The sequence below is a fragment of the Streptomyces sp. NPDC056361 genome, from assembly GCF_042262805.1.
In the GTDB taxonomy this organism is placed as follows: domain Bacteria; phylum Actinomycetota; class Actinomycetes; order Streptomycetales; family Streptomycetaceae; genus Streptomyces.
The window spans coordinates 17,840-29,500 of record NZ_JBHJQI010000106.1 but is presented as its reverse complement, the minus strand read 5'-3'; the positions used below and the strand labels follow the sequence as shown (position 1 = coordinate 29,500).

10 protein-coding genes are annotated in these 11,661 nt (G+C 71.0%); 6 read left to right on the top strand and 4 right to left on the bottom strand.

Translation table 11 applies throughout. The annotated features are described in order from the left end of the window. Positions 1-44 precede the first annotated feature (44 nt). Both ACFCY7_RS28405 and ACFCY7_RS28400 read right to left on the bottom strand, forming a co-directional pair. Positions 45-1,520 carry a hypothetical protein gene (locus tag ACFCY7_RS28405; RefSeq protein WP_376488903.1) on the bottom strand — a complete coding sequence of 492 codons (1,476 nt, stop codon included), beginning with the start codon at positions 1,518-1,520 and terminating at the stop codon, positions 45-47. A gap of 66 nt (positions 1,521-1,586) precedes the next feature. Next, positions 1,587-1,793: a hypothetical protein gene (locus ACFCY7_RS28400; RefSeq protein WP_376488902.1), complete on the bottom strand. Its 207-nt coding sequence runs from the start codon at positions 1,791-1,793 to the stop codon at positions 1,587-1,589. 130 nt (positions 1,794-1,923) lie between these two features. Here ACFCY7_RS28400 and ACFCY7_RS28395 point away from each other — a divergent pair, with 130 nt between their 5' ends. After that, entirely contained in the window at positions 1,924-2,898 is a 975-nt protein-coding gene (locus tag ACFCY7_RS28395; protein WP_376488901.1) for a carbohydrate kinase family protein, read from the top strand. A 580-nt stretch (positions 2,899-3,478) separates the two neighbouring features. Here ACFCY7_RS28395 and ACFCY7_RS28390 read toward each other — a convergent pair. Beyond that, positions 3,479-4,882 (bottom strand): cysteine desulfurase/sulfurtransferase TusA family protein, encoded by a 1,404-nt coding sequence (locus ACFCY7_RS28390; RefSeq protein WP_376488900.1) that lies wholly within the window; start codon positions 4,880-4,882, stop codon positions 3,479-3,481. Positions 4,883-5,924: 1,042 nt separating this feature from the next. Between ACFCY7_RS28390 and coxB the strand changes: the two genes are divergently transcribed. From coxB to ACFCY7_RS28370, 4 genes are all read left to right on the top strand, one after another. Continuing rightward, complete coding sequence (coxB, locus tag ACFCY7_RS28385; RefSeq protein ID WP_376488899.1) at positions 5,925-6,890, top strand: cytochrome c oxidase subunit II; 966 nt, start codon at positions 5,925-5,927, stop codon at positions 6,888-6,890. Further along, entirely contained in the window at positions 6,887-8,623 is a 1,737-nt protein-coding gene (gene ctaD / locus ACFCY7_RS28380; protein WP_376488898.1) for a cytochrome c oxidase subunit I, read from the top strand. Before coxB ends, ctaD begins: the two co-directional genes overlap by 4 nt. After that, a complete protein-coding gene (locus ACFCY7_RS28375) occupies positions 8,620-9,018 on the top strand; it encodes a cytochrome c oxidase subunit 4 (RefSeq protein ID WP_266890999.1) in 399 nt (132 codons plus the stop codon). The genes ctaD and ACFCY7_RS28375 overlap by 4 nt, the downstream gene beginning before the upstream one ends. Positions 9,019-9,140: 122 nt before the next feature. After that, positions 9,141-10,394 (top strand): Ig-like domain-containing protein, encoded by a 1,254-nt coding sequence (locus ACFCY7_RS28370; protein ID WP_376488897.1) that lies wholly within the window; start codon positions 9,141-9,143, stop codon positions 10,392-10,394. 5 nt (positions 10,395-10,399) lie between these two features. On the opposite strand, the gene ACFCY7_RS28365 is transcribed toward ACFCY7_RS28370, so the two are convergent. Continuing rightward, positions 10,400-10,801 carry a hypothetical protein gene (locus ACFCY7_RS28365; protein WP_367827830.1) on the bottom strand — a complete coding sequence of 134 codons (402 nt, stop codon included), beginning with the start codon at positions 10,799-10,801 and terminating at the stop codon, positions 10,400-10,402. A gap of 202 nt (positions 10,802-11,003) precedes the next feature. Between ACFCY7_RS28365 and ACFCY7_RS28360 the strand changes: the two genes are divergently transcribed. Continuing rightward, on the top strand, positions 11,004-11,624 hold the full coding sequence (locus ACFCY7_RS28360) for a heme-copper oxidase subunit III (protein ID WP_189802205.1): 621 nt from the start codon (positions 11,004-11,006) through the stop codon (positions 11,622-11,624). The last annotated feature ends 37 nt before the right edge of the window (positions 11,625-11,661 follow it).

The following is an 11,661-nucleotide window of genomic DNA, read 5'->3' as shown; positions in this document are numbered from 1 at the left end:
GGACCAGGTCCCGGGCCGCCGCCCTCACGCGTACGTCGGCTCCGTCAGCGGCGCGGCACCGGCTGCCCGCTCGCCGCGTCGACCACCGTCCGCGCACCGAGCGGGTCCTCCAGGGCCACCGTCTTCGAGACCTCCACCGCCATGGCGACGCACACCCGGTCGGGATCGGTCGGGGCCTCCGTGATCCGGACCGTGACGCTCTCCGGGGTCTCCTGCGCCGCGACCGTGTACGTGCTGCACACCCCGCCCCAGAACGTGACGGTCAGCTTCCGGCCGCCCTCGTCCGCCCGGTACGACTCGACCTGCCGGACCGGCGCCGTGCCCTGCTCCGGCGGCGTCGGCTTCACCGGCGGCGACAGGTACTCCGGTGCCACGGCCGTCTCGACCACCGTGTACGGCGCCGCGTCCACCGGGTCCGCCGTGAACAGCCACGCCGGTACGAGCACCCGCTCGCCCGCCACGTCCTTCGCGGCCAGCCCGAACACCGCACCCGTCACCGGGACCTCCGTCGGCGGCGCGACCTCCGCGATCGACTGGCAGGGCGCGGCCGGGGCGTCGCCCTTCCCGCCGCCGTCGACGCCCGCCGGGTCGCCCTTGCCGTTCCCGTCGACGCCCGCCGGCGGGTCCGTGGCGCAGCCGCCGATGCGGACCGGGCCGGTGCCCTTCGACTTCTCGTTCAGCTCGGCGAGCGCCTTCGCCGCCCCGATCACCGGGTACGTGGCTCCCTCCGCGGGCTCGTCCAGCATCCCGCTGCCGGCGACCGCCCGGCCGTCAGGGCCGATGTGCAGCCCCGTCGACCAGCCGTAGGTCGGCAGTCCGCCGATCACGGGGTCGGCGTTGACCACCCGCACCGAGCCGTCCATGACCTGCGACGCGGTCACCTTCGCGTCGTCCTGCCCGAGCACCTTCAGGATCGGTGCCGCCGCCGCCCTCGCCGCCGCCTCGCTCACCGGGGAGCCGCCGCGCGACGGCTTCGCCTCGCCAGGCGGCGGGCAGGCCTTGCCCTTGAGGCAGGTGTCGCCGACCGGACCGCCGTCGTACCAGGAGTACGTCCAGTTCCCCGGCGCCTTCCGCGCCACGTCGAGACGCGGCCCCGAACCGTCCTTCTCCGGACGGATCGTCCAGACCTGGCCGTCGAGGACCGGGCTGCCGGAGATGCCCAGCGCTTCGGCCAGCCTGGTCACCTCGGCCGAGGTGACCAGGCCCTCGGGCCGGTGGACCGCGGCCGAGGAGGGCCCATGGGGGAGTGGGCCCTTGGCTGTGTAGACGGTCCCCTGGGGGCCACCGCCCGGGTCCGGCTCACCCGGCGCGATGCCGGCGCCGCCGTTGCCGCCCTCCAGGCGCAGGGGCGGCGGCGAGCCGGCCGCGTCGGCGGCCGCGCCGCCCGCCCCGGCTGGCGTCGCCTCGCCGGACGCCGTCGCGGCGAGGTAGACCCCGCCGCCACCGGCGAGCAGCACTCCCGCCGCCACCGAGGCGGCGATGACGTTCCGTCGCCTCCGTACGTTCTCCGTACCGCTCACCGCAACGCTCCCTCGTCTCGATCGGACGGAGGTGGGACGGAGCGGGCGGGCGGACGGTTCCGTCCGTCAGCCGCCGTACTCGGCGGTCGCGTCGATCAGCCGGGCCGAGGCGTCCGGCACGACCACCCCGTGGATCAGGGCGGGGGAGACCGGAGCGGGCGCGGGAGCGACCGGGGAGACCCAGTGCGGGGCCATCCGAGCGCCGTCCCCGCACAGCTGGGCGAGGCTCAACTCGGACTCGTGTCGCTCGCGAGGAGCGGGGTAGGTGGTCATGGCCGCACCGTATGCACCGCACCGCTCCGGAGAAAAGACCTACTCTGGGGTAGTTTCCACTGTTCGGCAGGGCACCGCCCAACCGGTAGCGTGAACTGTCATTACCGCCTTCCCGCAGGAGCGCCCCGCCGTGCGTATCGCAGTCACCGGCTCCATCGCCACCGACCACCTCATGACCTTCCCCGGCCGGTTCGCCGACCAGCTCGTGGCCGACCAGCTCCACACGGTGTCCCTCTCCTTCCTCGTGGACAACCTCGACGTGCGCCGGGGAGGCGTCGCCGCCAACATCTGCTTCGGCATGGGCCAGCTCGGCAGCCGCCCCGTCCTGGTCGGCGCAGCCGGCTTCGACTTCGACGAGTACCGCGCCTGGCTCGACCGGCACGGCGTCGACACCGGCTCGGTGCGCATCTCCGAGGTCCTCCACACCGCCCGCTTCGTCTGCACCACGGACCAGGACCACAACCAGATCGGCTCCTTCTACACGGGCGCGATGAGCGAGGCCCGGCTGATCGAGCTCAAGGCCGTCGCCGACCGCGTCGGCGGCCTCGACCTCGTCCTCATCGGCGCCGACGACCCCGAGGCGATGCTCCGCCACACGGAGGAGTGCAAGGCCCGCGAGATCCCCTTCGCCGCCGACTTCTCCCAGCAGATCGCGCGCATGGACGGCGAGGAGATCCGCACGCTCCTCGACGGTGCCACCTACCTCTTCTCCAACGAGTACGAGAAGGGCCTCATCGAGTCCAAGACCGGCTGGACCGACGCCGAGATCCTCTCCCGCGTCGGCCACCGCATCACCACGCTCGGCTCGCGCGGCGTCCGCATCGAGCGCGTCGGCGAGACGCCGATCGAGGTCGCCTGCCCCGAGGAGAACGCCAAGGTCGACCCGACCGGCGTCGGCGACGCCTTCCGTGCCGGCTTCCTCACCGGGCTCTCCTGGGGCGTCGGCCTCGAGCGCGCGGCGCAGCTCGGCTGCATGCTCGCCACGCTCGTCATCGAGACGCTCGGGACCCAGGAGTACACCCTCGCCCGCGCCAACTTCATCGACCGCTTCACCAAGGCCTACGGCGACCCCGCCACCGCCGACCTCCACCCCCACCTCCCCTAACCCACCCCGGGGCGTCGCTCCCGGCCCACCCCACTGCGGGCATTCCTTCCACCGGGACGACACCCACCCCGGCCCCGCCCGGCCGGCCCCGCCCCGTTGTGGGCATTCGTTCCGCTGGGGCGGAACGGGTGGGCACAACGGACGGCGCCCCCTGCCGGGCCTAGGCTTCCGTGCCTGAACCCGCACCGGATGCGCGCCGAGCAATGGGTGCAGGTTCAGGCACAAGGGGCGGAGGCGCCGCCAAGGGCGTCGTCCCGTGTGCCCACCCGTCCCGCCCCAGCGGGACGATTGCCCACACGGCGGTGGGCGACGGGCGCCGGGCGACGGCGGGCACAGGCAGGTGCGGTGCCGCCGGCGCACGGCGACGGACGCGGGGGCGCGGGCCCACGCGGTGGGCGGCGGGCGCAGCCCGCACGAGGTGGCGGGCGCGTGCCCACAAGGCGGCGCAGCATGCGCGGGGCGCAGGTCCACGCCGGCGCGGGCCCGCGCGGCGGGAGGCCGCGGACCGGGTGGCGGAAGGGGATGCCCGGTCGCACGCCGCCGCGGGCCGAGCACGGTGATCGAGCGGCGCGCGCCGGGTTCAGGAGAGCCGGCGGACGACGTACGCGGAGCCACCCCCGGCGGCCGGGCTCTCACCGACGTACTCCTGCCCCCGCATCTCGCACCAGGCGGGAATGTCGAGCCGGGCCGCGGCGTCGTCGGCGAGGACGGTGACGGTCCCGCCGAGGGGGACGTCGGCGATGACTTTGGCGAGCTCGATGACGGGGATGGGGCAGCGCCGGCCGAGGGCGTCGACGACGAGGGAGGGGGAGTCGGAGGGGGAGTCGGAGGGGGGCGCGGCCGAGGCGGCGGAGGGCGTGGCGCCGAGGCGTTCGCGGACGGCCGCGACGACGCCGGGCAGGACGTCGAGGAAGTGGTCGACGTCGGACGCGGCGGTGCCGGCGGGGAGGGAGAGCCGGACGTTTCCTTCGCTCAGGACGCCCATCGCGCGCAGGACGTGGCTGGGTGTCAGGGTCGAGCTCGTGCAGGAGGAGCCGGAGGAGACGGAGAAGCCCTCGCGGTCCAGTTCGTGGAGGAGGGTCTCTCCGTCGACGTAGAGACAGGAGAAGGTGACGAGGTGGGGGAGCCGGCGGACCGGGTCGCCGACGACCTCGACGTCCGGAACCAGCTCGGGCACGCGTGTGCGGATGCGGTCGACCAGGCCGCGGAGGCGGGCGGCCTCGGCGGCGGCCTCGGCGCGTACCGCTCGCAGGGAGGCCGCCGCGGCGACGATCGCGGGGAGGTTCTCGAAGCCGGGGGCGCGCCCCGACTCCCGTTCGTCCGTGGGCCCTTGGGGTGCGAAGCGGACGCCCTTGCGTACGGCGAGCAGACCCACGCCCGCGGGGCCGCCCCATTTGTGGGCGCTGGCGGCTAGCAGGGACCAGCCGCCGTCGACGGGTCCCCAGCCGAGTGACTGGGCCGCGTCCACGAGCAGGGGGACGTTCGCCGCACGGCAGGCCTCGGCGACCTCGGCCACCGGCTGCTCGGTTCCGACCTCGTGGTTGGCGGACTGGAGGCACGCCAGGGCCGTGTCGGGGCCGAGCGCGGCGGCGAAGACCGCCGGGTCCACGGCGCCGGACCGTCCCACGGGTACCTCGGTCACCGTGCCGCCGGCCGCCGCGTGGGTCTCGCCCGCGTGCAGGACGGAGGAGTGTTCGACCGCCGACACCACGAGCCGGTCTCCGACGCGCCGACGCCCCGCGAGCGCCCCTGAGACCCCCGCGTGAACCGCGCGTGTCCCCGAAGGAGTGAACACGAGCTCGTCCGGGCGGCACCCCACGGCCTCCGCCGCGGCCTCCCGCGCCGCGTCGAGCAGCATCCTGGCCCGCCGCCCTTCCCGGTACAGCCGGGCCGGGTCGGCCCACCCCTCGTCCAGGGAGGCGAGCAGCGCCTGGCGGGCGACGGGGTGCAGCGGAGCGGCGGACGCGGCATCGAAGTACGGCATCCGCCCACGGTAGGCCCTGCCCCCATCCGATCCCCTCCCACCCACGTCAACACCCGTCGCGCCCCTACCCCCCGCAGCACATCCGCACCTCAGTCCGAGCCAAGGCCCGGGCCCCGCGGCCGCCCCCAGCCCCTGCCGCCCGGGTCCCGGAGAGCAACCCGCCCTCGGTCCGAACCCCTGCGGCCCGGGTCCCGGAGGACAACCCGCCCCCGTTCCCAGCCCCTGCCGCCTGGGTCCCGGAGGGCAACCCGCCCTCGGTCCCAGTCCCTGCACCCCAGGTCCCGCAGCGCACCAGCCCCGGCCCGAGCCCCCTGTGCCCCAGGTCCCGCAGCTCAACCGGCCTCTGGTCGGCGCCCTGCGCCCAGGTCCCGCAGCGCACCAGCCCCCGGCTCCAGCCCCTGCGCCCCAGGTCCCGGAGTGCACCCGGCCTCCAGGGCCGACCCAAGCGCCCCCTGGCTCCCGCGCGCATCCGGCCGACTCTCACGCCGACTCCCACGCCGATCCCCGCGCCTGCGGCACCGGCGAGCGGGGCACCGGCCCCGGCCCCCGGCACCCGGCCCCCGAGGTTGCCCCCACCTCCACCTCAACCCCACCCCAACCCCGCCCGACCCCCGAGCCAGCCCCCACCCCCTCTCCGCACCAACCTCGACGGAGACCCACCCCCACCCGCTCCCCACCCCACCCCCGGCGCTCCCGCCCCCCTCCCCGCACCGCCACCCCCGGCGCTCCCGCCCCCCTCCCCGCACCGCCACCCCCCCGGCGCCCCCGCCCTCCCGATGAGCCCCCGTCAGAAGTGGGGCGCGGCGCGTCGGCAGGCGGCCGAACGGGGGTGGGGGACCCCCCTCCGGAACGGTGGAGTCCACCCCTTCGGGGGCTCGGACGGCGCGTTGGGCACCCTCCCCGCGCGACCCCAAATAGCGTCCAGTAGGGTTTGGTCCGCATAAACATCCAAACCCCTGCCCGCGGCCGGGGCGGCGACCGACCAGCGAGACGGACGGCCGTGGCCGACCACTGCGGGCCGAGACTCTCGGGAAGGCGCTACGTGAGTCCCAACGGCTCCGACCGCTCGTCGCGGCGCCCGATGCGGCGGAAGCTGCCGCAGGTGCTGACTGCGGGCCTGATCCTGGCGACAGCCACGGGCTGCTCGTACAACTGGGAAGACTTCCCCCGCCTTGGCATGCCCACCCCCGTCACGGAAGAGGGTCCCACGATCCTCTCCCTGTGGCAGGGTTCGTGGGCCGCCGCGCTCATCACCGGAATCCTGGTGTGGGGCCTGATCCTCTGGTCCGTCATCTTCCACCGGCGGACCCGGACCAAGGTCGAGGTACCTCCGCAGACCCGTTACAACATGCCCATCGAGGCGCTGTACACGGTCACCCCGCTCATCATCGTCTCGGTGCTCTTCTACTTCACCGCACGCGACGAGTCGAAGCTCCTCGAGCTCACCCCGAAGCCGCCCCACACGGTCAACGTGGTCGGCTACCAGTGGAGCTGGGGCTTCAACTACGTCGAGAACGTGCCCGGTGTAGAGGGCGACGCCAAGACGGACAAGAACCTCGCGTCCATTCCGGACAAGTTCCTCGCGGACTTCCCGGAGAACGCGGGCGGCGTCTACGACGCCGGTATCCCCGGCGACCGTAACCCGCAGACCGGCAACCCGGGTCCGACCCTGTGGCTGCCGAAGGGCGAGAAGGTCCGGTTCGTCCTGACCTCCCGTGACGTCATCCACTCCTTCTGGGTGGTCCCCTTCCTGTTCAAGCAGGACGTCATCCCGGGTCACACCAACGTCTTCGAGGTGACTCCGAACCAGGAGGGCACCTTCCTCGGCAAGTGCGCCGAGCTCTGCGGTGTCGACCACTCCCGGATGCTCTTCAACGTCAAGGTGGTCTCTCCGGAGCGCTACCAGCAGCACCTGAAGGAGCTGGCCGAGAAGGGGCAGACCGGCTACATCCCGTCTGGCATCGAGCAGACGGACCCGGCCAGGAATGCGGAGAAGAACCAACTGTGAGCATCCACAACGAAACCCAGGGTGCCGCCGCAGCTGAGGACTCGTACGAGAACGAGCTGCCCGTACGGCGCAAGCAGCCCGGCAACGTCGTGATCAAGTGGCTGACCACCACCGACCACAAGACGATCGGGACGATGTACCTGGTCACGTCGTTCGTCTTCTTCTGCATCGGCGGACTCATGGCGCTCTTCATGCGCGCCGAGCTGGCCCGTCCGGGTACGCAGATCATGTCGAACGAGCAGTTCAACCAGGCGTTCACGATGCACGGCACGATCATGCTGCTGATGTTCGCGACGCCGCTGTTCGCCGGATTCGCGAACTGGATCATGCCGCTGCAGATCGGCGCGCCCGACGTGGCGTTCCCGCGGCTGAACATGTTCGCCTACTGGCTCTACCTGTTCGGCTCGATCATCGCGGTCGCCGGCTTCCTCACCCCGCAGGGTGCCGCCGACTTCGGCTGGTTCGCCTACTCCCCGCTGTCGGACGCCGTCCGCTCGCCGGGTGTCGGCGCCGACATGTGGATCATGGGTCTGGCCTTCTCCGGCTTCGGCACGATCCTCGGTTCGGTCAACTTCATCACCACGATCATCTGCATGCGCGCTCCGGGCATGACGATGTTCCGCATGCCGATCTTCACCTGGAACGTGCTGCTGACCGGTGTCCTGGTCCTGCTCGCCTTCCCGGTCCTGGCGGCCGCGCTGTTCGCCCTTGAGGCGGACCGCAAGTTCGGTGCCCACGTCTTCGACGCCGCCAACGGTGGCGCCCTGCTGTGGCAACACCTCTTCTGGTTCTTCGGACACCCAGAGGTGTACATCATCGCCCTGCCGTTCTTCGGCATCGTCTCCGAGGTCATCCCGGTCTTCAGCCGCAAGCCGATGTTCGGCTACATCGGTCTGGTGGCCGCGACCATCGCGATCGCCGGTCTGTCCGTGACGGTGTGGGCGCACCACATGTACGTCACGGGCGGCGTGCTCCTGCCGTTCTTCTCCTTCATGACGTTCCTCATCGCCGTACCCACCGGCGTGAAGTTCTTCAACTGGATCGGAACGATGTGGAAGGGCTCGTTGTCCTTCGAGACTCCGATGCTCTGGACGATCGGCTTCCTGATCACCTTCACCTTCGGTGGTCTGACCGGTGTCATCCTGGCCTCGCCGCCGATGGACTTCCACGTCTCCGACTCGTACTTCGTCGTCGCGCACTTCCACTACGTCGTCTTCGGCACCGTGGTCTTCGCGATGTTCGCCGGATTCCACTTCTGGTGGCCGAAGTTCACGGGCAAGATGCTGGACGAGCGGCTCGGCAAGATGACGTTCTGGACGCTGTTCATCGGCTTCCACGGCACGTTCCTGGTGCAGCACTGGCTCGGTGCCGAGGGCATGCCGCGTCGTTACGCGGACTACCTCGACGCCGACGGCTTCACCGCGCTGAACACGATCTCGACGATCTCCTCCTTCCTGCTCGGCCTGTCGATCCTGCCGTTCCTCTACAACGTCTGGAAGACCGCCAAGTACGGCAAGAAGATCGAGGTCGACGACCCGTGGGGCTACGGCCGCTCGCTCGAGTGGGCGACGTCCTGCCCGCCGCCGCGGCACAACTTCCTCACCCTGCCGCGGATCCGTTCCGAATCGCCGGCGTTCGACCTGCACCACCCTGAGATCGCCGCTCTCGACCAGCTCGAGAACAAGGGCCACGTGGCCGAGGCCCTCACGGGCGGCAAGGAGGCCGGCAAGTGAAGATCCAAGGCAAGATGTTCATCTGGCTGAGCGTCTTCATCCTTGCCATGGCGATCCTCTACGGCGTCTGGTCCAAGGAGCCGGTCGGTACGACGGCGCTCTTCCTGGCCTTCGGCCTGTCCATCATGATCGGCTACTACCTGGCCTTCACGGCCAAGCGTGTCGACGCGATGGCGCAGGACGACAAGGAGGCCGACGTCGCGGACGAGGCCGGTGAGGTGGGCTTCTTCGCCCCGCACAGCTGGCAGCCGCTCTCGCTGGCCGTCGGCGGCGCGCTCGCCTTCCTCGCCATCGCTATGGGCTGGTGGATCCTGTACTTCTCCGCCCCGCTGATCCTGGTCGGCCTCTTCGGCTGGGTCTTCGAGTTCTACCGCGGCGAGAACCAGAACCAGTAGCAGTACCCCGCTCCGCTCCGGAGCACGCAGAGGGGCCCGGACACTTCGTCACCGAAGTGCCCGGGCCCCTCTTTTGCCGCACTCGGCGCGCTGCTGCCGTAGACAGTCCTTAGCGTGAAGTCATGAACGACACGCCGCGCATTCGGACTGTTCTGAGCTGCACTCTTCTGGCCGTCACCGTCACCGCAGCCGCCACGGCGTGTGCGGGCTCCGACGGCCATCCGCTGTCGGCCGAGGCCTACGACGCGGCGGACCAGCTCGCGGTCAGCGCCCCCGCCGACGGAGCCAAGGCGGACCCCGAGAAGCCCCTGGAGATCACCGCCAAGGGCGACGACGGCCGGATCACCGACGTCACCGCCACCGACGAGTCGGGACGCCACCTCGCGGGCGAACTCACCGCGGACGGGCAGCGCTGGCGCTCCACGGTCGCCCTCGCGGCCGGCGCCCGCTACACCGTCCGGGTGGCCACGGAGGACGACGACGGCGCCCCAGGCGCCCGTACGTTCACTTTCGAGACGGCTCCGGCCAAACGGGCCCTCACCGCGACCTTCGGGCCGGAGGCGGGCACCTACGGCGTCGGGCAGCCCATCACGGCCGACCTCAGCCTCCCCGTGAAGGACCGGGCCGCCCGCGCGGTCGTCGAACGGGCCCTCAAGGTCCGCTCCACGCCCTTCGTGGAGGGCGCCTGGTACTGGGTGGACGACAAGAAACTGCACTTCCGTCCGAAGGAGTACTGGCCCGCCGGCGCCCTCGTCACGGTCACCGGAAACCTGGACGGCCTCAAGGTCGGCGACAAGCTCTACGGCGGCGCGTCCAAGCCCCTCAAGCTCACCATCGGCGACCGGATCGAGGCCGTCGCCGACGCCGGGTCCCACTACATGACCGTGAAGCGCAACGGAGAAGTGATCAATACCATTCCGGTGACCACCGGCAAACCGGGCTTCTCCACCCGAAACGGTGTCAAAGTCATCCTCGGCAAGGAGTACTACGTCCGGATGCGCGGCACCAGCATCGGGATAGCCGAGGGCAGTTCCGAGTCGTACGACCTGCCCGTCTACTACGCCACCCGGGTCACCTGGAGCGGCGAGTACGTCCACGCCGCGCCCTGGTCGGTCGGCTCGCAGGGCGTGGCGAACGTCAGCCACGGCTGTGTCGGCATGTCGACCGGGAACGCGGCCTGGTTCTACGAGACCGTCCGCGCCGGAGACGTCGTCCGCGTCGTCAACAGCATCGGCGAGACGATGGACACCTTCGGCAACGGCTTCGGCGACTGGAACCTGTCCTGGGACAAGTGGCGCAAGGGAAGCGCCCTGGTGGAGGCCGCCGGAAGCCCGGTCGCCCCCACCGAGAAGGCCCGCCTACGCCCGTCGATCTGACCGGCTCACGCGCCGATCGAGAGGCGTGAGCGCAGCAGGGACGCCAGGGACGCCGCGAACTCCACCGGTTCCACCGGAAGGGTGATCGCGGCGTCCGCGCGACTCCAGGTGGCCAGCCAGGCGTCCTGCGGGCGCCCGATGAGCAGCAGCACCGGCGGGCAGCGGAAGACCTCGTCCTTGATCTGGCGGCAGACGCCCATGCCGCCGGCGGGCACCGCCTCGCCGTCGAGGACGCAGACGTCGATGCCGCCCTCCTCCAGGCGCTTGAGCACCGCGGGCAGCGTCGCGCACTCCACGAACTCGACCGGGGGAACGTCGGCCGCCGGCCTGCGCCCGGCCGCGAGGCGTACCTGCTCGCGGGTGTTCGCGTCGTCGCTGTAGAGCAGGACCGTGGCACTCGACTGCATCGTTCCTCCGCGTGGAAGTCCGTGGGATGGTCGTCGATCGATGCGCCGGATGCTACTCCGGTCCACACCCCGTCAACACCCGTTCAACACCTGTTCGAAGGGTGCTCCGGGGTGCTTCCACTGGGCCGTTCGGGCTGGACACGGCCCCCGGACACTCCGAACGGCACCCCCCGGAGTGAGGGCGGGATAAGCGACCGACATAATGTCGGTCGTGGCGACAGTAACGACAGTAGAAACAGGGCACGCGCACCCTTCGGTCAATCGACCGAACCTCACCAGCGTCGGAACCATCATCTGGTTGAGTTCCGAGCTGATGTTCTTCGCGGCCCTCTTCGCGATGTACTTCACCCTGCGATCGGTGACGGGTCCCGAGTTCTGGGCGGAACAGGCTTCGGCCTTGAACTTCCCGTTCTCTGCGACCAACACCACGATCCTGGTGCTCTCTTCCCTCACCTGCCAGCTCGGCGTGTTCGCCGCCGAGCGGGGCGACGTGAAGAAGCTCCGGACGTGGTTCATCATCACGTTCGTGATGGGTTCGATCTTCATCGGCGGCCAGGTCTTCGAGTACACCGAGCTGGTGAAGCACGAGGGCCTCTCGCTCTCGTCGGACCCGTACGGCTCGGTGTTCTACCTGACCACCGGCTTCCACGGCCTGCACGTGACGGGCGGTCTCATCGCCTTCCTGCTGGTCCTGGGCCGGACGTACGCCGCCAAGAGGTTCACCCACGAGCAGGCAACCGCCGCCATCGTCGTGTCCTACTACTGGCACTTCGTCGATGTCGTCTGGATCGGCCTCTTCGCCACGATCTACATGATCAAGTAATCGGTCCCGCCGACACGGCGGACCGAGACATCCAGCA